The organism is Enterobacter sp. 296B2 (assembly GCF_034106185.1).
Lineage (GTDB): Bacteria > Pseudomonadota > Gammaproteobacteria > Enterobacterales > Enterobacteriaceae > Enterobacter > Enterobacter cloacae_N.
The window spans coordinates 16,494-40,221 of the sequence record NZ_JAWNCA010000027.1 but is presented as its reverse complement, the minus strand read 5'-3'; the positions used below and the strand labels follow the sequence as shown (position 1 = coordinate 40,221).

Genomic DNA, 23,728 nt, shown 5'->3' with positions numbered 1-23,728 from the left:
CTCTCTGCTGCCACTTTTTTTCCCCGCTGTGGTCTACTTATCGCGCTTGTGGACGTTTCTGATAACGGTTTCTCTCGCATCTACTTACTCTGTCTGCTTTCTCGATGAGATTCGGCGGGTCTTTATACCCCTTCCCCCAGGGTTGTTTGCATGAAATATATTAGGTCTCTTACCCAGCAAAGATTATGTCTGATGCTGGCTGTCTATATCGGTTTGTTTCTGAATGGCGCGGTGCTGTTCAGAAGAGTGGAAGGTTATTTTGAACACCTCACCGTAAGAAATGGAATTTTTGCCGCGATTGAAGTGTTTGGCTCTGTTCTCGCTACCTTCTTCCTGTTGCGTCTGCTCTCGCTCTTTGGCCGACGTACCTGGCAAATTCTGGCCTCGCTGGTGGTGATTATTTCCGCCGCTGCAAGCTATTACATGACATTCATGAACGTGGTGATTGGCTACGGCATCGTTGCCTCGGTGATGACCACGGATATCGACCTCTCGAAAGAGGTGGTAGGAAAAGGCTTTATCGTCTGGACGGTATTAACCTGCCTGATACCACTCTTCTTTATCTGGAGTAATACCTGCCGCTATACCCTGTTACGCCAGCTGCGTACGCGGGAGCAACGTATCCGCAACGTCCTCGTCGTTCTACTGGCGGGTCTGCTGGTGTGGGCGCCGATTCGTTTGATGGAAAAACAGCAAAAACGTATCGAAAAAGCGACGGGCGTGGATATGCCAAGCTATGGCGGCGTAGTGGCGAACTCCTATTTGCCGTCTAACTGGCTGTCAGCGTTAGGCCTGTATGCCTGGGCGCAGGCGGACGAGTCCAGCGATGTGAAATCCTTGATGAACCCGACCAAAAAATTTACCTATCAGGCGCCGGCTGACGGACTGGATGATACTTACGTGGTCTTTGTTATCGGAGAAACGACGCGCTGGGATCATATGGGTATTCTCGGCTATGACCGCGATACCACGCCAAAACTGGCGCAGGAAAAGAACCTGGTGGCCTATCGGGGTTACTCCTGCGATACCGCAACGAAGCTCTCGCTGCGCTGTATGTTTGTGCGTGAAGGCGGGGCAAGCGATAACCCACAGCGCACGCTGAAAGAGCAAAACGTCTTTGCCGTGTTGAAGCAGCTTGGATTTAGCGCTGACCTGTTCGCCATGCAGAGTGAGATGTGGTTCTACACCAACACGCTGGCAGATAACATCGCGTACCGTGAGCAGATTGGCGCCGAGCCGCGTAACCGGGGCAAAAACGTTGATGACATGCTACTGCTGGAAGAGATGTCGCAATCTCTGAAGAACCATCCGAAAGGTAAGCATCTTGTCATTCTTCATACCAAAGGGTCGCACTACAGCTATTACCAGCGCTATACCCGTGATTTCGCGAAGTGGAAACCTGAGTGTGTTGGCATTAATAAAGACTGCAGCAAGCAGGAGCTGATCAACGCCTACGATAACTCCGTTCTGTATGTGGATACGTTCCTGAGCCGCGTAATCGACCAGCTGCGTGATAAAAAAGCGATTGTTATCTACGCCGCAGACCACGGTGAGTCCATCAACGAGAAAGAGCATCTGCACGGTACGCCGCGCAAGCTGGCGCCGCCGGAGCAGTTCCGCGTGCCGATGATCATGTGGATGTCCGATAAGTATCTGGAGAACCCTGATAAGGCGAAAATGTTTGCCCATCTGAAACAGCAGGCAGAAATCAAGGTACCTCGCCGTCACGTTGAGCTGTACGACACCATTATGGGTTGTCTCGGCTATACCTCACCAAACGGTGGGATTAACGAAAACAACAACTGGTGTAAACTCCCTGATAACACCGCAAAAGCCGCGCAGTAGTAGCTCTGGCGAGAATATCGCCAGTTGAATGGCTTTTTGAAAATAAGGGATTGACGGGGGCGTACCTCAGCAGTAAGATGCGCTCCGCATTCGGCGAGTAGCGCAGCTTGGTAGCGCAACTGGTTTGGGACCAGTGGGTCGGAGGTTCGAATCCTCTCTCGCCGACCACATTCTGAAAAGGGCTAACCGCAAGGTTAGCCCTTTTTGCATTATGACCTTATCCTGTCAGAGTATCCAAAACGCCCCTTAGACCTGCTTCTCCCTGCCTGTTAACGATTTTGTGACATAATCCATTGTATTTTTTTATATATAGATTGATCTTTTTTCGCGTTGCTTATGGATAACCTCAGCATTTTTCGCTGTGCGTTTTAACGTTCGCGGTATTTAGTGCTCAGATAATCACCATTCTGCAAGAAAATTTACCCATTCTGAATAAAAGTTAATCACTGATTGTTGCGAAATATGAAGATAGTTGTGCTGCAAGTTGGCGAGTAGCATAAATTTCCCTGCTGAAAACTGGCGTTCAGGGTTTTTTTAATCTTTGTTTGCGGTTTCTCACACTCAGCGCAAATCCCCGTCACCTGTATTGACGTTTTCACATTCTGTTGACAGATTGTAGGGCATGAGGGGCATTTCAGGGACGATCTGCGCTGCAACTCAAACGCTCTTCTGAAAGGATTCTCCATCCCTTTAACGCCTTCGGGCACCTCCGACCGGACCGGGTAAAAAATAAATAAAGGTCTGGCGGCGTAACACAACAAAGCAAAACATCACATTGGAGCAGAATAATGAGTATTTCCTTGAAGAAGTCAGGGATGCTGAAGCTTGGTCTGAGCCTGGTGGCTATGACCGTGGCAGCAAGCGTACAGGCAAAAACCCTGGTTTACTGTTCTGAAGGCTCGCCGGAAGGCTTTAACCCACAGCTCTTTACCTCTGGTACGACTTACGACGCAAGCTCTGTACCAATCTATAACCGTCTGGTTGAATTCAAAACCGGCACCACGGAAGTGATTCCGGGTCTGGCCGAGAAGTGGGACATCAGCGAAGACGGTAAAACCTATACCTTCCACCTGCGCCAGGGCGTGAAGTGGCAGGACAGCAAAGAATTCAAACCAACGCGCGACTTTAACGCCGACGACGTTGTGTTCTCCTTCGACCGTCAGAAAAACGCGCAGAACCCATACCACAAAGTGTCTGGCGGCAGCTACGAATACTTCGAAGGGATGGGTCTGCCGGACCTGATCGCCGAAGTGAAAAAAGTGGACGATAAAACCGTTCAGTTCGTACTGACGCGCCCGGAAGCGCCATTCCTGGCTGACCTGGCCATGGACTTCGCCTCTATTCTCTCTAAAGAGTATGCGGATAACATGCTGAAAGCCGGCACGCCGGAAAAAGTGGACCTGAACCCAATCGGTACCGGTCCGTTCCAGCTGCTGCAGTACCAGAAAGACTCTCGTATTCTGTATAAAGCCTTCCCGGGCTACTGGGGCACCAAGCCGCAGATCGACCGTCTGGTCTTCTCCATTACGCCTGATGCGTCCGTTCGTTATGCAAAACTGCAGAAAAACGAATGCCAGGTTATGCCGTACCCGAACCCGGCTGACATCGCGCGCATGAAGCAGGATAAAAACATCAACCTGCTGGAGCAGGCGGGCCTGAACGTGGGCTATCTCTCCTTCAACACCGAGAAGAAACCGTTTGATGACGTGAAAGTGCGTCAGGCGCTGACCTACGCGGTGAACAAAGAAGCGATCATCAAAGCCGTTTACCAGGGCGCGGGCGTTGCGGCCAAAAACCTGATCCCGCCAACCATGTGGGGCTATAACGACGACGTTAAAGACTACAGCTACGATCCTGAAAAAGCGAAAGCGCTGCTGAAAGAAGCGGGTCAGGATAAAGGCTTTACCGTTGAGCTGTGGGCGATGCCTGTTCAGCGTCCGTACAACCCGAACGCCCGCCGTATGGCGGAAATGGTTCAGGCTGACTGGGCGAAGATTGGCGTTCAGGCCAAGATTGTGACCTACGAGTGGGGCGAGTATCTGAAGCGCGCCAAAGCGGGTGAGCACCAGGCGGTGATGATGGGCTGGACCGGTGACAACGGGGATCCGGACAACTTCTTCGCTACCCTGTTCAGCTGCGCGGCGGCGAAAGACGGTTCTAACTACTCTCGCTGGTGCTACAAGCCGTTTGAAGACCTGATCCAGCCGGCGCGTGCCACCGACGATCACAACAAACGTATTGAACTCTACAAGCAGGCTCAGGTTGTTATGCACGATCAGGCTCCGGCGCTGATTGTTGCTCACTCCACCGTATATGAGCCAGTGCGTAAAGAAGTGAAGGGCTACGTGGTTGATCCACTGGGCAAACACCACTTCGAAAACGTATCGGTTGAATAATAAGTAGGGTGTTCTCCCTCTCCCTGTGGGAGAGGGCAGGGGTGAGGGGCGTGCATGCATCCCCTCACCCTAACCCTCTCCCGAAGGGAGAGGGAATTTACATTTGTGAGCAATACAGACGTCACGCCACTGGCCGTGCGTCATCAGAGAGAATCCGGGTTATGTTGCAGTTCATCCTCCGACGTCTGGGACTTGTTATCCCGACGTTTATCGGTATCACCCTTCTCACTTTTGCCTTCGTTCATATGATCCCCGGCGACCCGGTAATGATTATGGCGGGCGAGCGTGGTATCTCCCCTGAACGTCATGCGCAGCTGCTGGCTGAACTCGGCCTCGATAAGCCGATGTGGCAGCAGTACCTCCACTATATCTGGGGCGTGATGCACGGTGACTTGGGGATTTCGTTAAAAAGCCGTCTTCCGGTGTGGGACGAGTTCGTGCCGCGTTTTAAAGCGACGCTGGAGCTTGGCATCTGCGCCATGATTTTTGCCACTGCGGTGGGTATTCCTGTTGGGGTACTGGCTGCCGTTAAGCGTGGCTCTATTTTCGACCATACCGCCGTGGGTCTGGCGCTGACCGGTTACTCCATGCCTATCTTCTGGTGGGGCATGATGCTGATCATGCTGGTCTCGGTGCAATTGAACCTGACGCCGGTCTCCGGGCGCGTCAGCGATATGGTCTTCCTTGATGATACCAACCCGTTAACCGGCTTTATGCTGATCGACACGGCCATCTGGGGCGAGGAGGGCAACTTCATTGATGCCGTCGCGCACATGATCCTGCCTGCCATGGTGCTGGGCACCATTCCTCTGGCAGTGATCGTGCGTATGACCCGTTCCTCCATGCTGGAAGTGCTGGGCGAGGATTACATTCGTACCGCACGCGCTAAAGGGTTAACCCGGATGCGCGTCATCATTGTCCACGCGCTGCGTAACGCCATGCTGCCGGTGGTGACCGTTATCGGCCTCCAGGTGGGTACGCTGCTGGCGGGGGCGATCCTGACCGAAACCATCTTCTCCTGGCCGGGCCTCGGACGCTGGCTGATTGATGCGCTGCAACGCCGCGACTATCCGGTGGTGCAGGGCGGGGTGCTGCTGGTCGCGACGATGATTATCCTCGTCAACCTGCTGGTCGATTTGCTGTACGGCGTGGTGAACCCGCGTATTCGTCATAAGAAGTAAGGGGCCATCATGTCACAGGTTTCTGAAAACAAAGCTGTTGCTGCACCGGTTCCGATGACGCCGCTGCAGGAGTTCTGGCACTACTTCAAGCGCAATAAAGGCGCGGTAGTCGGGCTGGTGTATGTATCCATCATGATCCTGATTGCGGTGTTTGCAAACGTGCTTGCGCCGTATAACCCGGCGGATCAGTTCCGCGATGCGCTGCTGGCTCCCCCTGCCTGGCAGGACGGCGGTAGCCTGGCGCACCTGCTGGGTACCGATGATGTGGGCCGCGACGTGCTGTCGCGTCTGATGTACGGCGCGCGTCTGTCGCTGCTGGTTGGCTGCCTGGTGGTGGTGCTCTCCCTGATTATGGGGATCGTACTCGGTCTGGTTGCCGGTTACTTCGGCGGCATCGTTGATAACATCATCATGCGTATTGTCGACATCATGCTGGCGCTGCCAAGCCTGCTGCTGGCCCTGGTGCTGGTGGCGATCTTCGGTCCGTCGATCGGTAACGCCGCGCTTGCGCTGACCTTCGTGGCGCTCCCTCACTACGTACGTTTAACCCGTGCGGCGGTGCTGGTGGAAGTGAACCGCGATTATGTCACCGCGTCTCGCGTGGCGGGTGCGGGTGCGATGCGCCAGATGTTCGTGAATATCTTCCCTAACTGCCTTGCGCCGCTGATTGTTCAGGCGTCGCTCGGTTTCTCTAACGCCATTCTTGATATGGCCGCTCTTGGCTTCCTGGGCATGGGTGCGCAGCCGCCAACACCGGAGTGGGGCACCATGCTCTCCGACGTGTTGCAGTTCGCACAAAGCGCCTGGTGGGTTGTCACCTTCCCGGGTCTGGCAATCCTGCTGACGGTGCTGGCATTTAACCTGATGGGTGATGGTCTGCGTGATGCGCTTGATCCCAAACTGAAGCAGTAAGAGGCACGAGATGGCGTTATTAAATGTAGATAAATTATCGGTGCACTTCGGCGACGAAGGCACCCCGTTTCGCGCCGTGGACCGCATCAGCTACAGCGTAAATCAGGGCGAAGTGGTTGGCATTGTCGGGGAGTCCGGTTCCGGTAAGTCGGTGAGTTCACTGGCGATCATGGGGCTGATTGATTACCCAGGCCGCGTGATGGCGGAAAACCTGCAGTTCAACGGTCAGGACCTGAAGCGCATTTCTGAGAAACAGCGCCGCCAACTGGTGGGCGCCGAAGTGGCAATGATCTTCCAGGACCCGATGACCAGCCTGAACCCGTGCTACACGGTCGGTTTCCAGATTATGGAAGCGATTAAGGTGCACCAGGGCGGTAACAAGAAAACCCGTCGCCAGCGCGCGATCGACCTGCTGAATCAGGTCGGTATCCCTGATCCGGCATCGCGCCTGGACGTTTACCCGCACCAGCTCTCCGGAGGGATGAGCCAGCGCGTGATGATCGCCATGGCGATTGCCTGTCGGCCAAAGCTGCTGATTGCGGATGAACCGACAACGGCGCTGGATGTGACCATTCAGGCGCAAATCATCGAGCTGCTGCTGGAGCTGCAGCAGAAAGAGAACATGGCGCTGGTGCTGATTACGCACGATCTGGCGCTGGTGGCCGAAGCCGCGCACAAAATCATCGTGATGTATGCCGGCCAGGTGGTCGAGACCGGTAATTCGCACGACATCTTCCGCGCGCCGCGTCACCCGTATACGCAGGCGCTGCTGCGTGCGCTGCCGGAGTTTGCCCAGGACAAAGCGCGTCTGGCGTCGCTGCCGGGCGTCGTTCCGGGTAAATATGACCGACCGCAGGGCTGCCTGCTCAATCCGCGCTGTCCGTATGCGACGGATAAGTGCCGGGCGGAAGAGCCAGAGCTAAACCAGCTTGCTGACGGCCGCCAGTCGAAATGTCACTACCCACTCGATGATGCCGGGAGGCCAACACTATGAGTACGCAACAGGCCACCACGCAACAGCCGCTGTTGCAGGCCATCGACCTGAAAAAACACTATCCGGTTAAAAAGGGGATTTTTGCCCCTGAACGCCTGGTGAAGGCGCTGGACGGCGTATCCTTTACCCTCGAACGCGGTAAAACGCTGGCGGTGGTGGGGGAGTCAGGCTGCGGTAAGTCCACGCTCGGTCGTTTGCTGACGATGATTGAAGTGCCGACCGGCGGTGAGCTCTATTACCAGGGGCAGGATCTGCTCAAGCACGATCCGCAGGCGCAGAAGCTGCGTCGCCAGAAAATCCAGATTGTGTTCCAGAACCCGTATGGTTCTCTGAACCCGCGTAAAAAAGTGGGACAGATTCTGGAAGAGCCGCTGCTGATTAACAGCAATCTGAGCAAAGAGCAACGCCGTGAAAAAGCCCTGGCGATGATGGCGAAGGTCGGCCTCAAAACCGAGCATTACGATCGCTACCCGCATATGTTCTCCGGCGGTCAGCGTCAGCGTATCGCTATTGCCCGCGGTCTGATGCTTGACCCGGACGTGGTGATTGCCGATGAGCCGGTTTCGGCGCTCGACGTCTCCGTACGCGCGCAGGTGCTGAACCTGATGATGGATCTCCAGCAGGAGCTGGGGCTCTCTTACGTGTTCATCTCCCACGACCTGTCGGTGGTGGAGCACATCGCTGACGAAGTGATGGTGATGTATCTGGGGCGCTGCGTGGAGAAGGGGACCAAAGATCAGATCTTTAATAACCCTCGTCACCCGTACACCCAGGCGCTGCTGTCTGCCACGCCGCGTCTGAACCCGGACGATCGTCGTGAGCGCATTAAGCTGACGGGTGAACTGCCTAGTCCGCTGAATCCACCTCCGGGATGTGCATTTAACGCCCGGTGCAGCCGTCGCTTTGGCCCGTGCACCCAGCTCCAGCCGCAGCTGAAGGAGTATGGCGGGCAGCTGGTTGCCTGCTTCGCGGTCGATCAGGATGAAAACGGCGAGAAGCCCCATGCATAAAGTAAAAAAACCGGCGTTAAGCCGGTTTTTTTATGTCTGCCTGACTATTTCCGCAGGCGAATCTGGTCGACGGCGTGCTTCTCGCTCTTGGTGAGGATCAGGCTCGCACGCTCGCGCGTCGGCAGGATGTTCTCTTTGAGGTTCACGTAGTTGATCTCATTCCACAGCCCCGTCGCCACATTAATCGCTTCTTCTTCAGAAAGCTGGGCGTAGTGGTGGAAATAGGAGTCCGGGTCGGTGAATGCCCCTTCGCGGAACTTCAGGAAGCGGTTGATATACCAGCTCTGCAGCAGATCTTCCGGCGCATCAACATAGATAGAGAAATCGACGAAATCCGAAACGAACACATGATGCGGGTCATGTGGATAATCCATTCCGCTTTGCAGCACGTTCAAACCTTCAAGAATCAGGATGTCCGGCTGGACTACCGTTTTATCCCCATCCGGGATGCGGTCGTAGATCAGGTGTGAATAGACCGGCGCCGTGACGTGAGGCACGCCAGATTTCAGGTCAGAGACAAATTTCACCAGACGGTGCATATCATAAGAGAGCGGGAAGCCCTTCTTCTTCATCAGCCCGCGTTCTTTTAATACTTCGTTCGGGTGCAGGAAGCCGTCGGTCGTGATCAACTCAACGCTGCGGTGTTCCGGCCAGCGGCTCAATAACGCCTGCAATACGCGTGCGGTGGTGCTTTTACCCACGGCCACGCTGCCTGCAATGCTAATGATATAAGGAATGCGCTGACCGTTCGTGCCGAGGAACTGCTCCAGCACCGCCTGACGGCGCAGGTTGGAGCTGATATAGAAGTTAAGCAAGCGAGAGAGGGGGAGATAAATTTCTGCCACCTCTTCCAGGGACAGATCTTCGTTTATCCCTTTTAACCGTGCGATTTCACCTTCCGTCAGCGTCATAGGGACGGAATCACGCAGGGCAGCCCACTGGCTGCGGTTAAAGTGAAGATAAGGCGTCATTAACGTTTGCTCTTTTTTGCTCATAAGCATGCTTCAGTGAGCCAGCGCTATGCTGCCGGGACGTGGCTCATCACACAGTTAATTTTGGACAATGGGCAGGAGGTTAACACCAGATGGCGGGAATAATAAGAAAAAAGATGGAAAGCGCTGCGTTACGCGGAAGCCGTCACGCTACGGTGTATACCGTGCAAAACACCCTTCCATGTTGATTATTTGACCGTGGATGACTACTTTTACAGCGCTTAGTGCGCTGTTCGCATAAAATGTGAGCGAAAGAACGTTTTATGCAAATTTTTAGTTGCATGACCGCGCAGGTATCCATAGAATGCGCGCTACTTGATGCCGACTTAGCTCAGTAGGTAGAGCAACTGACTTGTAATCAGTAGGTCACCAGTTCGATTCCGGTAGTCGGCACCATCAAGTCCGGTGGGGTTCCCGAGCGGCCAAAGGGAGCAGACTGTAAATCTGCCGTCACAGACTTCGAAGGTTCGAATCCTTCCCCCACCACCACTTTCTGGCAGCGTAAATGCCGCCGGAGCTGGTTGGAAAAATTAGCCAGCTCAAACTGAAAAAGAGAGAAATCTCTTTTTTTGTTACAGAAAGAACTGGGTAGCCGAGTTTCAGGATGCGGGCATCGTATAATGGCTATTACCTCAGCCTTCCAAGCTGATGATGCGGGTTCGATTCCCGCTGCCCGCTCCAATACGTGCTGATATGGCTCAGTTGGTAGAGCGCACCCTTGGTAAGGGTGAGGTCCCCAGTTCGACTCTGGGTATCAGCACCACTTCACTTCTCCTTCCCGTTTCTCTCTGTTTCAATTTTACTGTATTCAACAATTCGGGCATTTCGCCTGGTTGATGTGGTGATATCACCGATTTATCCGTGTCTTAGAGGGACAATCGATGTCTAAAGAAAAGTTTGAACGTACAAAACCGCACGTTAACGTCGGTACTATCGGCCACGTTGACCATGGTAAAACAACGCTGACCGCTGCAATCACTACCGTTCTGGCAAAAACCTACGGTGGTTCTGCTCGTGCATTCGACCAGATCGATAACGCACCAGAAGAAAAAGCTCGTGGTATCACCATCAACACCTCTCACGTTGAATACGACACCCCGACTCGCCACTACGCACACGTAGACTGCCCAGGCCACGCCGACTATGTTAAAAACATGATCACCGGTGCTGCGCAGATGGACGGCGCGATCCTGGTTGTTGCTGCGACTGACGGCCCAATGCCTCAGACCCGTGAGCACATCCTGCTGGGTCGTCAGGTAGGCGTTCCTTTCATCATCGTGTTCCTGAACAAGTGCGACATGGTTGATGACGAAGAGCTGCTGGAACTGGTAGAGATGGAAGTTCGTGAACTGCTGTCTCAGTACGATTTCCCAGGCGACGACACCCCAATCGTTCGTGGTTCCGCGCTGAAAGCGCTGGAAGGCGACGCAGAGTGGGAAGCGAAAATCATCGAACTGGCTGGCTTCCTGGATTCTTACATCCCAGAACCAGAGCGTGCGATTGACAAGCCATTCCTGCTGCCAATCGAAGACGTATTCTCCATCTCCGGTCGTGGTACCGTTGTTACCGGTCGTGTAGAGCGCGGTATCATCAAAGTTGGTGAAGAAGTTGAAATCGTTGGTATCAAAGAGACTGCGAAGTCTACCTGTACTGGCGTTGAAATGTTCCGCAAACTGCTGGACGAAGGCCGTGCTGGTGAGAACGTTGGTGTTCTGCTGCGTGGTATCAAGCGTGAAGAAATCGAACGTGGTCAGGTTCTGGCGAAGCCAGGCTCAATCAAGCCACACACCAAGTTCGAATCTGAAGTGTACATCCTGTCCAAAGACGAAGGCGGCCGTCATACTCCGTTCTTCAAAGGCTACCGTCCACAGTTCTACTTCCGTACAACTGACGTGACCGGTACCATCGAACTGCCAGAAGGCGTAGAGATGGTAATGCCAGGCGACAACATCAAGATGGTTGTGACTCTGATCCACCCAATCGCGATGGACGACGGTCTGCGTTTCGCAATCCGTGAAGGTGGCCGTACCGTTGGCGCGGGCGTGGTTGCTAAAGTTCTCGGCTAATTGCTGATAACATTTGACGCAATGCGCAATAAAAGGGCATCATTTGATGCCCTTTTTGCACGCTTTCACGCCAGAACCTGGCTCATCAGTGATTATTTTTGTCATAATCATTGCTGAGACAGGCTCTGCAGAGAGCGTATAATCCGAAAAGCGAATTAGCATTTCGATTTGGTTTGCCTCGCGATCGCGGGGTGAAAATGTTTGTAGAATACTTCTGACAGGTTGGTTTATGAGTGCGAATACCGAAGCTCAAGGGAGCGGGCGCGGCCTGGAAGCGATGAAATGGGTAGTAGTAGCCGTTCTGCTGATCGTAGCGATTGTCGGCAACTACCTTTATCGTGACATTATGCTGCCGCTACGCGCGCTTGCAGTGGTAATTCTGATTGCTGCAGCGGGTGGTGTCGCGCTGTTGACGACGAAAGGCAAAGCGACTGTCGCTTTTGCCCGCGAAGCGCGTACCGAAGTCCGCAAGGTAATTTGGCCGACTCGCCAGGAAACATTGCACACCACGCTGATCGTAGCGGCGGTTACCGCTGTAATGTCACTGATCCTGTGGGGACTGGATGGTATTCTGGTTCGCCTGGTATCCTTTATCACTGGCCTGAGGTTCTGAGATGTCTGAAGCCCCTAAAAAGCGCTGGTACGTCGTTCAGGCGTTTTCCGGTTTTGAAGGCCGCGTAGCCACGTCGCTGCGTGAGCATATCAAATTACACAACATGGAAGAGTTGTTTGGCGAAGTTATGGTTCCAACCGAAGAAGTGGTTGAGATCCGTGGCGGCCAGCGTCGCAAAAGCGAGCGCAAATTCTTCCCGGGTTACGTGCTGGTTCAGATGGTTATGAACGACGCGAGCTGGCACCTGGTGCGCAGCGTACCGCGCGTGATGGGCTTTATCGGCGGCACGTCTGACCGTCCGGCGCCAATCAGCGACAAAGAAGTTGATGCGATTATGAACCGCCTGCAGCAGGTAGGTGATAAGCCGCGTCCGAAAACGCTGTTTGAACCGGGTGAAATGGTTCGTGTTAATGACGGTCCGTTTGCTGACTTTAATGGCGTGGTTGAAGAAGTGGACTACGAGAAGTCCCGCCTGAAAGTTTCTGTTTCTATCTTCGGTCGTGCGACCCCGGTAGAACTGGACTTTGCCCAGGTAGAAAAAGCCTAAGCAGCGATCAAAAAAGCGACGATTTAATCGTTGCACAAGGCGCGGGATTGGAATACAATTTCGCGCCTTTTGTTTTTATGGGTCTCGGCCCGTAAAACGAATTTTATTCACGGGGAGCCTCCCTGAGGCGCTATTACCCAATCAGAGGATTTTAGAATGGCTAAGAAAGTACAAGCCTACGTCAAGCTGCAGGTTGCAGCTGGTATGGCGAACCCAAGTCCACCAGTTGGTCCAGCTCTGGGTCAGCAGGGTGTGAACATCATGGAATTCTGTAAAGCGTTCAACGCAAAAACTGAATCCCTGGAAAAAGGTCTGCCAATCCCAGTCGTAATCACTGTTTACGCTGACCGTTCTTTCACTTTCGTTACCAAAACCCCTCCAGCAGCAGTTCTGCTGAAGAAAGCGGCTGGTATCAAGTCTGGTTCCGGTAAACCGAACAAAGACAAAGTGGGTAAAATTTCCCGCGCTCAGCTGCAGGAAATCGCGCAGACCAAAGCTGCCGACATGACTGGTGCCGACATTGAAGCGATGACTCGCTCCATCGAAGGTACTGCACGTTCCATGGGCCTGGTAGTGGAGGACTAAGAAATGGCTAAACTGACCAAGCGCATGTCCGTGATCCGTGACAAAGTTGATGCGACCAAACAGTACGACATCAACGAAGCTATCGCTCTACTGAAAGAACTGGCAACTGCTAAGTTCGTTGAAAGCGTTGACGTTGCCGTTAACCTGGGCATCGACGCTCGTAAATCCGATCAGAACGTTCGTGGCGCAACTGTACTGCCACACGGTACTGGCCGTTCCGTTCGCGTAGCTGTATTTGCTCAGGGTGCAAACGCTGAAGCTGCTAAAGCTGCCGGTGCTGAACTGGTAGGTATGGAAGATCTGGCTGATCAGATCAAGAAAGGCGAAATGAACTTTGACGTTGTTATCGCATCTCCAGATGCAATGCGCGTTGTTGGCCAGCTGGGCCAGGTTCTGGGTCCACGCGGCCTGATGCCAAACCCGAAAGTTGGTACTGTAACTCCTAACGTTGCTGAAGCGGTTAAGAACGCTAAAGCGGGTCAGGTTCGTTATCGTAACGACAAAAACGGCATCATCCACACCACCATCGGTAAAGTGGATTTTGACGCTGACAAACTGAAAGAAAACCTGGAAGCTCTGCTGGTTGCGCTGAAAAAAGCAAAACCAACTCAGGCGAAAGGCGTGTACATCAAGAAAGTTAGCATCTCCACCACTATGGGTGCAGGTGTTGCAGTTGACCAGGCTGGCCTGAGCGCTGCTGCAAACTAATGCCTTTACGTGGGCGGTGATTTTGTCTACAATCTTACCCCCACGTTTGCTAACGAAAGTTAGTGGCTAAAAGAATTGTTCGTTGGAGCCTGGCCTATCCAGGCCTCCGTCGAAGACCGCAGGTGTCTCGAAAGAGACTTAATCCCCTGCGTAGACGGTGACAGAACGCTAAGATTATTTTTAATACTCTGGCTTGTTTCTGCTCACCGTATTAAGACGCTCTTCCCGTTGGGAAGAGTGAAGTGAGTTCCGGAACATGAGTTCCGGCAAACATCCAGGAGCAAAGCTAATGGCTTTAAATCTTCAAGACAAACAAGCGATTGTTGCTGAAGTCAGCGAAGTAGCCAAAGGCGCGCTGTCTGCAGTAGTTGCGGATTCCCGTGGCGTTACTGTAGACAAAATGACTGAACTGCGTAAAGCAGGTCGTGAAGCTGGCGTATACATGCGTGTTGTTCGTAACACCCTGCTGCGCCGCGTAGTTGAAGGTACTCAGTTCGAGTGCCTGAAAGACACGTTTGTTGGTCCGACCCTGATTGCATACTCTATGGAACACCCGGGCGCTGCTGCTCGTCTGTTCAAAGAGTTCGCGAAAGCGAATGCAAAATTTGAGGTCAAAGCTGCAGCCTTTGAAGGTGAGTTGATCCCGGCATCGCAAATCGATCGCCTGGCAACCCTGCCGACCTACGAAGAAGCAATTGCACGCCTGATGGCAACCATGAAAGAAGCTGCGGCTGGCAAACTGGTTCGCACTCTGGCTGCTGTACGCGATGCGAAAGAAGCTGCTTAATTGCAGTTATCTTTATAAAGCATTTGCTTACGTATAAACTTATTCTGATTTTCAGGAACAATTTAAATGTCTATCACTAAAGATCAAATCATTGAAGCAGTAGCAGCTATGTCCGTAATGGACGTTGTAGAGCTGGTTTCTGCAATGGAAGAAAAATTCGGTGTTTCTGCTGCTGCTGCTGTAGCTGTAGCTGCTGGCCCGGCTGAAGCTGCTGAAGAAAAAACTGAATTCGACGTAATTCTGAAAGCTGCTGGCGCGAACAAAGTTGCTGTTATCAAAGCAGTACGTGGCGCAACTGGCCTGGGTCTGAAAGAAGCTAAAGACCTGGTAGAATCTGCTCCAGCTGCGCTGAAAGAAGGCGTGAGCAAAGACGACGCAGAAGCACTGAAAAAATCTCTGGAAGAAGCTGGCGCTGAAGTTGAAGTTAAATAAGCCAACTTTTCTGGTTGCAGCCTAAGCAATTAGGCTGATGGCTGGTGACTTTTTAGTCACCAGCCTTTTTGCGCTGTAAGGCATCAGTAGCATTTCACACTGTTTGACTGCTGATTGTCCTGACAATGCTTGTTTCTATCGACGACTTAATATACTGCGACAGGGTGCTCGCTCTGTGTAAATCGCAATGAAATGGTTTAAGCGTGATAGCAACAGGTATTGCGGAAAGTATTCAATTTTCCGGTCCACAAAATGGTGTTGCACAAACTGTCCCTTCGTCGGACAGATGGGTCGACTTGTCAGCGAGCTGAGGAACCCTATGGTTTACTCCTATACCGAGAAAAAACGTATTCGTAAGGATTTTGGTAAACGTCCACAAGTTCTGGACATTCCATATCTCCTTTCTATCCAGCTTGACTCGTTCCAGAAGTTTATCGAGCAAGATCCTGAAGGGCAGTACGGTCTGGAAGCAGCCTTCCGTTCCGTGTTCCCGATTCAGAGCTACAGCGGTAACTCCGAGCTGCAGTACGTCAGCTACCGCCTTGGCGAACCGGTGTTTGACGTTCAGGAATGTCAGATCCGTGGCGTGACCTATTCCGCACCGCTGCGCGTAAAACTGCGTCTGGTGATCTACGAGCGCGAAGCGCCGGAAGGCACCGTAAAAGACATTAAAGAACAAGAAGTCTACATGGGTGAGATTCCACTCATGACAGACAACGGTACTTTCGTCATCAACGGTACTGAGCGTGTTATCGTTTCCCAGCTGCATCGTAGCCCGGGCGTCTTCTTCGACAGTGATAAAGGTAAAACACACTCTTCCGGTAAAGTACTGTATAACGCACGCATCATTCCTTACCGTGGTTCATGGCTGGACTTCGAGTTCGATCCAAAAGACAACCTGTTTGTCCGTATCGACCGTCGTCGTAAACTGCCTGCAACCATCATTCTGCGTGCACTGAACTATACCACTGAGCAGATCCTGGACCTGTTCTTTGAGAAAGTGATCTTTGAAATCCGCGACAACAAGCTGCAGATGGAGCTGGTGCCGGAACGTCTGCGTGGTGAGACCGCGTCGTTCGACATCGAAGCCGACGGCAAAGTGTATGTGGAAAAAGGTCGCCGTATCACCGCGCGCCACATCCGCCAGCTGGAAAAAGATGATATCAAACACATCGAAGTTCCGGTTGAATACATTGCAGGAAAAGTAGCCGCGAAAGATTACGTTGATGAATCAACTGGCGAGCTGATCTGCCCGGCTAACATGGAGCTGAGCCTGGATCTGCTGGCTAAGCTGAGCCAGTCTGGCCACAAACGTATCGAAACGCTGTTCACCAACGATCTGGACCACGGTCCGTACATCTCTGAGACTGTACGCGTCGACCCAACGACCGATCGTCTGAGCGCGCTGGTCGAAATCTACCGCATGATGCGTCCTGGTGAGCCACCAACTCGCGAAGCGGCTGAAAGCCTGTTCGAGAACCTGTTCTTCTCCGAAGACCGCTACGATCTGTCCGCGGTAGGTCGTATGAAGTTCAACCGTTCTCTGCTGCGCGATGAAATCGAAGGTTCCGGTATCCTGAGCAAAGACGACATCATCGAAGTGATGAAGAAGCTCATCGATATCCGTAACGGTAAAGGCGAAGTGGACGATATCGACCACCTCGGCAACCGTCGTATCCGCTCCGTAGGCGAAATGGCGGAAAACCAGTTCCGCGTTGGCCTGGTACGTGTAGAGCGTGCGGTGAAAGAGCGTCTGTCTCTGGGTGATCTGGATACCCTGATGCCTCAGGATATGATCAACGCCAAGCCGATTTCTGCAGCAGTGAAAGAGTTCTTCGGTTCCAGCCAGCTGTCTCAGTTCATGGACCAGAACAACCCGCTGTCTGAGATTACGCACAAACGTCGTATCTCCGCACTCGGCCCGGGCGGTCTGACCCGTGAACGTGCAGGCTTCGAAGTTCGAGACGTACACCCGACGCACTACGGTCGCGTATGTCCAATCGAAACGCCTGAAGGTCCAAACATCGGTCTGATCAACTCCCTGTCCGTTTACGCACAGACGAACGAATACGGTTTCCTCGAGACCCCGTACCGTAAAGTGACTGACGGTGTTGTTACCGACGAAATTCACTACCTGTCTGCTATCGAAGAAGGCAACTACGTTATCGCTCAGGCGAACTCCAACCTGGATGACGAAGGCCACTTTGTAGAAGATTTGGTTACCTGCCGTAGCAAAGGCGAATCCAGCTTGTTCAGCCGCGACCAGGTTGACTACATGGACGTTTCCACCCAGCAGGTGGTATCCGTCGGTGCGTCCCTGATCCCGTTCCTGGAACACGATGACGCCAACCGTGCATTGATGGGTGCGAACATGCAACGTCAGGCCGTTCCAACTCTGCGTGCTGATAAGCCGCTGGTTGGTACCGGTATGGAACGTGCTGTTGCCGTTGACTCCGGTGTTACTGCAGTTGCTAAGCGTGGCGGTACCGTTCAGTACGTCGACGCATCCCGTATCGTTATCAAAGTTAACGAAGACGAGATGTATCCGGGCGAAGCGGGTATCGACATCTACAACCTGACCAAATACACCCGTTCTAACCAGAACACCTGTATCAACCAGATGCCTTGCGTATCTCTGGGTGAGCCAGTTGAGCGCGGCGACGTGCTGGCAGACGGTCCGTCCACCGACCTCGGTGAACTGGCGCTCGGTCAGAACATGCGCGTAGCGTTCATGCCGTGGAACGGTTACAACTTCGAAGACTCCATCCTCGTCTCCGAGCGTGTGGTTCAGGAAGATCGTTTCACCACCATCCACATTCAGGAACTGGCCTGTGTGTCCCGTGACACCAAGCTGGGGCCAGAAGAGATCACTGCCGACATCCCTAACGTGGGTGAAGCTGCGCTCTCCAAACTGGATGAATCCGGTATTGTTTACATCGGTGCGGAAGTGACCGGCGGCGACATTCTGGTTGGTAAGGTTACGCCGAAAGGTGAAACCCAGCTGACGCCAGAAGAGAAACTGCTGCGTGCAATCTTCGGTGAGAAAGCGTCTGACGTTAAAGACTCTTCTCTGCGCGTACCAAACGGTGTTTCCGGTACGGTTATCGACGTTCAGGTCTTCACTCGTGATGGCGTTGAGAAAGATAAGCGTGCGCTGGAAATCGAAGAGATGCAGCTCAAGCAGGCTAAGAAAGACCTGTCTGAAGAACTGCAGATCCTCGAAGCGGGTCTGTTCAGCCGTATTTATGCGGTGCTGGTTGCCGGTGGTGTTGAAGCTGAGAAGCTCGACAAACTGCCACGCGATCGCTGGCTGGAACTGGGCCTGACCGACGAAGAGAAACAAAATCAGCTGGAACAGCTGGCTGAGCAGTATGACGAACTGAAACACGAGTTCGAGAAAAAACTCGAAGCGAAACGCCGCAAAATCACTCAGGGCGACGATCTGGCACCAGGCGTGCTGAAGATTGTTAAGGTGTATCTGGCCGTTAAACGTCAGATCCAGCCTGGTGATAAGATGGCAGGTCGTCACGGTAACAAGGGTGTTATCTCTAAGATCAACCCGATCGAAGATATGCCGCACGATGCTAACGGTACGCCGGTAGATATCGTACTGAACCCACTGGGCGTACCGTCTCGTATGAACATCGGTCAGATTCTGGAAACCCACCTGGGTATGGCTGCGAAAGGTATTGGCGACAAGATCAACGCCATGCTGAAACAGCAGCAGGAAGTCGCGAAACTGCGCGAATTCATCCAGCGTGCCTACGATCTGGGTACCGATGTGCGTCAGAAAGTCGACCTGAACACCTTCAGCGATGAAGAAGTGCTGCGTCTGGCAGAGAACCTGCGCAAAGGTATGCCAATTGCAACGCCGGTATTCGACGGTGCAAAAGAAGCTGAAATTAAAGAGCTGCTGCAACTGGGTGGTCTGCCAACGTCTGGTCAGATTACGCTGTTTGACGGCCGTACCGGTGAACAGTTTGAGCGTCCAGTAACCGTTGGTTACATGTACATGCTGAAACTGAACCACCTGGTCGACGACAAGATGCACGCTCGTTCTACCGGTTCTTACAGCCTGGTTACTCAGCAGCCGCTGGGTGGTAAGGCACAGTTCGGTGGTCAGCGCTTCGGGGAGATGGAAGTGTGGGCGCTGGAAGCATACGGCGCGGCATACACCCTGCAGGAAATGCTCACCGTTAAGTCTGATGACGTGAACGGTCGTACCAAGATGTATAAAAACATCGTGGACGGCAACCATCAGATGGAGCCGGGCATGCCAGAATCCTTCAACGTACTGTTGAAAGAGATTCGTTCGCTGGGTATCAACATCGAACTGGAAGACGAGTAATTCTCGCTCAAACAGGTCACTGCTGTCGGGTTAACGCCCGACAGCAGAGTGTGCTAACTCCGACGGGAGCAAATCCGTGAAAGACTTATTAAAGTTTCTGAAAGCGCAAACTAAAACCGAAGAGTTTGATGCGATCAAAATTGCTCTGGCTTCGCCAGACATGATCCGTTCATGGTCTTTCGGTGAAGTTAAAAAGCCGGAAACCATCAACTACCGTACGTTCAAACCTGAGCGTGACGGCCTTTTCTGTGCACGTATTTTCGGGCCAGTAAAAGATTACGAGTGCCTGTGCGGTAAGTACAAGCGCCTGAAACACCGTGGTGTGATCTGTGAGAAGTGCGGCGTTGAAGTGACCCAGACCAAAGTACGCCGTGAGCGTATGGGCCACATCGAGCTGGCGTCTCCGACTGCTCACATCTGGTTCCTGAAATCTCTGCCGTCCCGTATCGGCCTGCTGCTGGATATGCCGCTGCGCGATATCGAACGTGTACTGTACTTCGAATCTTATGTGGTTATCGAAGGCGGGATGACGAACCTGGAACGTCACCAGATCCTGACTGAAGAGCAGTATCTGGACGCGCTGGAAGAGTTCGGTGACGAATTCGACGCGAAGATGGGTGCGGAAGCTATTCAGGCCCTGCTGAAGAGCATGGATCTGGAGCAAGAGTGCGAGCAGCTGCGTGAAGAGCTGAACGAAACCAACTCCGAAACCAAGCGTAAAAAGCTGACCAAGCGTATCAAACTGCTGGAAGCGTTCGTTCAGTCTGGTAACAAACCAGAGTGGATGATCCTGACCGTTCTGCCGGTTCTGCCGCCAGATCTGCGTCCGCTGGTTCCGCTGGATGGTGGTCGTTTCGCAACGTCCGATCTGAACGATCTGTATCGTCGCGTGATCAACCGTAACAACCGTCTGAAACGTCTGCTGGATCTGGCTGCGCCGGATATCATCGTACGCAACGAAAAACGTATGCTGCAGGAAGCGGTAGATGCCCTGCTGGATAACGGTCGTCGTGGTCGTGCGATCACCGGTTCTAACAAACGTCCTCTGAAATCTTTGGCCGACATGATCAAAGGTAAACAGGGTCGTTTCCGTCAGAACCTGCTCGGTAAGCGTGTTGACTACTCCGGTCGTTCTGTAATCACCGTAGGTCCATACCTGCGTCTGCATCAGTGCGGTCTGCCGAAGAAAATGGCACTGGAGCTGTTCAAACCGTTCATCTACGGCAAGCTGGAGCTGCGAGGACTCGCCACCACCATCAAAGCCGCTAAGAAAATGGTTGAGCGTGAAGAAGCTGTCGTTTGGGATATCCTGGACGAAGTGATCCGCGAACACCCGGTACTGCTGAACCGTGCACCAACACTGCACCGTCTGGGTATCCAGGCATTTGAGCCAGTTCTGATCGAAGGTAAAGCTATCCAGCTGCACCCGCTGGTCTGTGCGGCTTATAACGCCGACTTCGATGGTGACCAGATGGCTGTTCACGTACCGCTGACGCTGGAAGCCCAGCTCGAAGCGCGTGCGCTGATGATGTCTACCAACAACATCCTGTCTCCAGCGAACGGTGAGCCAATCATCGTTCCTTCTCAGGACGTTGTATTGGGTCTGTACTACATGACCCGTGACTGTGTTAACGCCAAAGGCGAAGGCATGGTGCTGACTGGCCCGAAAGAAGCTGAGCGTATTTATCGCGCTGGCCTGGCCTCTCTGCATGCGCGCGTTAAAGTGCGTATCACCGAATACGAAAAAGATGCAAACGGCGAATTCGTTGCGAAAACCAGCCTGAAAGACACGACCGTTGGCCGTGCCATTCTGTGGATGATCGTACCGAAAGGTCTGCCTTTCTCCATCGTCAACCAGGCGCTGGGTAAGAAAGCGATCTCCAAAATGCTGAACACCTGTTACCGCATTCTGGGTCTGAAGCCGACCGTTATCTTCGCTGACCAGACAATGTATACCGGCTTTGCTTATGCAGCGCGTTCAGGTGCATCTGTTGGTATCGATGACATGGTCATCCCAGAGAAGAAACACGAGATCATCTCTGAAGCGGAAGCTGAAGTTGCGGAAATCCAGGAGCAGTTCCAGTCTGGTCTGGTCACCGCGGGCGAACGTTACAACAAAGTTATCGATATCTGGGCTGCGGCGAACGATCGTGTATCCAAAGCGATGATGGATAACCTGCAAACCGAAACCGTGATTAACCGTGACGGCGTAGAAGAGCAGCAGGTTTCCTTCAACAGCATCTACATGATGGCCGACTCCGGTGCGCGTGGTTCCGCAGCACAGATTCGTCAGCTGGCAGGTATGCGTGGTCTGATGGCGAAGCCGGATGGCTCCATCATCGAAACGCCAATCACCGCGAACTTCCGTGAAGGTCTGAACGTACTCCAGTACTTCATCTCCACGCACGGTGCGCGTAAAGGTCTGGCGGATACCGCACTGAAAACAGCGAACTCCGGTTATCTGACGCGTCGTCTGGTTGACGTTGCGCAGGATCTGGTTGTGACCGAAGACGATTGTGGCACCCTCGAAGGTATCACCATGACCCCGGTTATCGAGGGTGGTGATGTTAAAGAGCCGCTGCGCGATCGCGTACTGGGTCGTGTAACCGCGGAAGACATCCTGAAGCCGGGCACCGCAGACATTCTGGTTCCACGCAACACGCTGCTGCACGAACAGTGGTGTGACCTGCTGGAAGCGAACTCTGTTGACTCCGTGAAAGTGCGTTCCGTTGTATCCTGTGACACCGACTTTGGTGTATGTGCGCACTGCTACGGTCGTGACCTGGCGCGTGGCCACATCATCAACAAAGGTGAAGCCATCGGCGTTATCGCGGCACAGTCCATCGGTGAGCCGGGTACACAGCTGACGATGCGTACGTTCCACATCGGTGGTGCGGCATCTCGTGCGGCTGCTGAATCCAGCATCCAGGTGAAAAACAAAGGTAGCATCAAGCTCAGCAACGCGAAATCGGTTGTGAACTCCAGCGGTAAACTGGTTATCACTTCTCGTAACACCGAGCTGAAGCTGATCGACGAATTCGGTCGTACCAAAGAGAGCTATAAAGTGCCTTACGGTGCTGTTATGGCGAAAGGTGATGGCGAGCAGGTTGCCGGCGGTGAAACCGTTGCAAACTGGGATCCACACACCATGCCGGTTATCACCGAAGTAAGTGGTTTCATCCGCTTTACTGACATGATCGACGGCCAGACCATTACTCGTCAGACCGACGAGCTGACCGGTCTGTCTTCTCTGGTGGTTCTGGATTCTGCAGAACGTACTACCGGTGGTAAAGATCTGCGTCCTGCGCTGAAAATCGTTGATGCTCAGGGTAACGACGTTCTGATCCCGGGTACCGATATGCCTGCGCAGTACTTCCTGCCGGGTAAAGCGATTGTACAGCTGGAAGATGGCGTACAGATCAGCTCTGGTGACACCCTGGCGCGTATTCCTCAGGAATCCGGCGGTACCAAGGACATCACCGGTGGTCTGCCACGCGTTGCGGACCTGTTCGAAGCACGTCGTCCGAAAGAGCCTGCAATCCTGGCTGAAATCAGCGGCATCATCTCCTTCGGTAAAGAGACCAAAGGCAAGCGCCGTCTGGTTATCACGCCAGTAGATGGCAGCGAGCCGTACGAAGAGATGATTCCTAAGTGGCGTCAGCTCAACGTGTTCGAAGGCGAACGTGTAGAACGTGGTGACGTGGTTTCCGACGGTCCAGAAGCGCCGCACGACATCCTGCGTCTTCGTGGTGTGCATGCTGTTACTCGTTACATTGTTAACGAAGTACAGGACGTATACCGCCTGCAGGGCGTTAAGATTAACGATAAGCACATCGAAGTTATCGTTCGTCAGATGCTGCGTAAAGCAACCATCGAAAACGCGGGCAGCTCCGACTTCCTGGAAGGCGAGCAGGTTGAATACTCACGCGTTAAGATCGCTAACCGCGATCTCGAAGCGAATGGCAAAATCGGTGCGACCTTCGCACGCGATCTGCTGGGTATCACCAAAGCGTCTCTGGCAACCGAGTCCTTCATCTCTGCAGCATCGTTCCAGGAGACGACTCGTGTCCTGACCGAAGCCGCTGTTGCAGGTAAACGTGATGAACTGCGCGGTCTGAAAGAGAACGTCATCGTGGGTCGTCTGATCCCGGCCGGTACCGGTTATGCGTACCACCAGGATCGTATGCGTCGTCGCGCAGCGGGCGAACTGCCAGCTGCACCGCAGGTTACTGCTGAAGATGCCTCCGCGAGCCTTGCAGAACTGCTGAACGCAGGTCTGGGCGGTTCCGACAACGAGTAATCGTTGATGCCG

Annotated in this window: 16 protein-coding genes and 5 tRNA genes; 20 read left to right on the top strand and 1 reads right to left on the bottom strand. The window is 53.3% G+C overall.

Annotation, left to right across the window (positions count from 1 at the left end; genetic code table 11):
- The first annotated feature begins 150 nt into the window (after positions 1-150).
- The 7 genes from eptB to dppF all read left to right on the top strand — a co-directional run bounded on the left by eptB (position 151) and on the right by dppF (position 8,338).
- The gene (gene eptB, locus URZ40_RS18075; RefSeq protein WP_116343100.1) at positions 151-1,845 is read left to right on the top strand and encodes a kdo(2)-lipid A phosphoethanolamine 7''-transferase; all 1,695 of its coding nucleotides are present in this window, start codon (positions 151-153) and stop codon (positions 1,843-1,845) included.
- A gap of 91 nt (positions 1,846-1,936) precedes the next feature.
- A tRNA-Pro gene (locus URZ40_RS18070) sits at positions 1,937-2,013 on the top strand.
- Between the two features lie 620 nt (positions 2,014-2,633).
- Entirely contained in the window at positions 2,634-4,241 is a 1,608-nt protein-coding gene (dppA, locus tag URZ40_RS18065; RefSeq protein WP_080329898.1) for a dipeptide ABC transporter periplasmic-binding protein DppA, read from the top strand.
- Between the two features lie 161 nt (positions 4,242-4,402).
- Positions 4,403-5,422 carry a dipeptide ABC transporter permease DppB gene (dppB, locus tag URZ40_RS18060; protein WP_028015092.1) on the top strand — a complete coding sequence of 340 codons (1,020 nt, stop codon included), beginning with the start codon at positions 4,403-4,405 and terminating at the stop codon, positions 5,420-5,422.
- Between the two features lie 9 nt (positions 5,423-5,431).
- Positions 5,432-6,334, top strand: a complete 903-nt coding sequence (gene dppC, locus URZ40_RS18055; protein ID WP_233003603.1) for a dipeptide ABC transporter permease DppC — start codon at positions 5,432-5,434, stop codon at positions 6,332-6,334.
- A gap of 10 nt (positions 6,335-6,344) precedes the next feature.
- Positions 6,345-7,328 carry a dipeptide ABC transporter ATP-binding protein gene (dppD, locus tag URZ40_RS18050; protein ID WP_008502772.1) on the top strand — a complete coding sequence of 328 codons (984 nt, stop codon included), beginning with the start codon at positions 6,345-6,347 and terminating at the stop codon, positions 7,326-7,328.
- The gene (gene dppF, locus URZ40_RS18045; RefSeq protein ID WP_116343104.1) at positions 7,325-8,338 is read left to right on the top strand and encodes a dipeptide ABC transporter ATP-binding subunit DppF; all 1,014 of its coding nucleotides are present in this window, start codon (positions 7,325-7,327) and stop codon (positions 8,336-8,338) included. Before dppD ends, dppF begins: the two co-directional genes overlap by 4 nt.
- 44 nt (positions 8,339-8,382) lie before the next feature.
- On the opposite strand, the gene coaA is transcribed toward dppF, so the two are convergent.
- A complete protein-coding gene (gene coaA, locus URZ40_RS18040) occupies positions 8,383-9,333 on the bottom strand; it encodes a type I pantothenate kinase (protein WP_316380449.1) in 951 nt (316 codons plus the stop codon).
- A 317-nt stretch (positions 9,334-9,650) separates the two neighbouring features.
- Here coaA and URZ40_RS18035 point away from each other — a divergent pair.
- The 13 genes from URZ40_RS18035 (at position 9,651) to rpoC (ending at position 23,716) form a co-directional block, all read left to right on the top strand.
- Positions 9,651-9,726: transfer RNA gene (locus tag URZ40_RS18035), tRNA-Thr, on the top strand.
- A gap of 8 nt (positions 9,727-9,734) precedes the next feature.
- Positions 9,735-9,819 (top strand) — tRNA-Tyr (locus URZ40_RS18030).
- A 117-nt stretch (positions 9,820-9,936) separates the two neighbouring features.
- Positions 9,937-10,011 (top strand) — tRNA-Gly (locus URZ40_RS18025).
- Positions 10,012-10,017: 6 nt separating this feature from the next.
- Positions 10,018-10,093, top strand: a tRNA-Thr gene (locus URZ40_RS18020).
- A gap of 118 nt (positions 10,094-10,211) precedes the next feature.
- Positions 10,212-11,396 carry an elongation factor Tu gene (tuf, locus tag URZ40_RS18015; protein ID WP_023309456.1) on the top strand — a complete coding sequence of 395 codons (1,185 nt, stop codon included), beginning with the start codon at positions 10,212-10,214 and terminating at the stop codon, positions 11,394-11,396.
- 229 nt (positions 11,397-11,625) lie between these two features.
- On the top strand, positions 11,626-12,009 hold the full coding sequence (gene secE, locus URZ40_RS18010) for a preprotein translocase subunit SecE (RefSeq protein WP_013094999.1): 384 nt from the start codon (positions 11,626-11,628) through the stop codon (positions 12,007-12,009).
- Position 12,010: 1 nt separating this feature from the next.
- Positions 12,011-12,556 (top strand): transcription termination/antitermination protein NusG, encoded by a 546-nt coding sequence (nusG, locus tag URZ40_RS18005; RefSeq protein WP_003862341.1) that lies wholly within the window; start codon positions 12,011-12,013, stop codon positions 12,554-12,556.
- Between the two features lie 156 nt (positions 12,557-12,712).
- Positions 12,713-13,141 (top strand): 50S ribosomal protein L11, encoded by a 429-nt coding sequence (gene rplK / locus URZ40_RS18000; protein WP_008503452.1) that lies wholly within the window; start codon positions 12,713-12,715, stop codon positions 13,139-13,141.
- Between the two features lie 3 nt (positions 13,142-13,144).
- On the top strand, positions 13,145-13,849 hold the full coding sequence (rplA, locus tag URZ40_RS17995) for a 50S ribosomal protein L1 (protein ID WP_006810530.1): 705 nt from the start codon (positions 13,145-13,147) through the stop codon (positions 13,847-13,849).
- Positions 13,850-14,138: 289 nt separating this feature from the next.
- Complete coding sequence (rplJ, locus tag URZ40_RS17990; protein ID WP_003862338.1) at positions 14,139-14,636, top strand: 50S ribosomal protein L10; 498 nt, start codon at positions 14,139-14,141, stop codon at positions 14,634-14,636.
- Between the two features lie 66 nt (positions 14,637-14,702).
- Positions 14,703-15,068 carry a 50S ribosomal protein L7/L12 gene (gene rplL, locus URZ40_RS17985; RefSeq protein ID WP_002445276.1) on the top strand — a complete coding sequence of 122 codons (366 nt, stop codon included), beginning with the start codon at positions 14,703-14,705 and terminating at the stop codon, positions 15,066-15,068.
- A 319-nt stretch (positions 15,069-15,387) separates the two neighbouring features.
- Positions 15,388-19,416 (top strand): DNA-directed RNA polymerase subunit beta, encoded by a 4,029-nt coding sequence (gene rpoB / locus URZ40_RS17980; RefSeq protein ID WP_061096566.1) that lies wholly within the window; start codon positions 15,388-15,390, stop codon positions 19,414-19,416.
- A gap of 76 nt (positions 19,417-19,492) precedes the next feature.
- Positions 19,493-23,716, top strand: coding sequence for a DNA-directed RNA polymerase subunit beta' (gene rpoC, locus URZ40_RS17975; protein ID WP_116344079.1), 4,224 nt, complete (start codon positions 19,493-19,495; stop codon positions 23,714-23,716).
- Positions 23,717-23,728 lie beyond the last annotated feature (12 nt).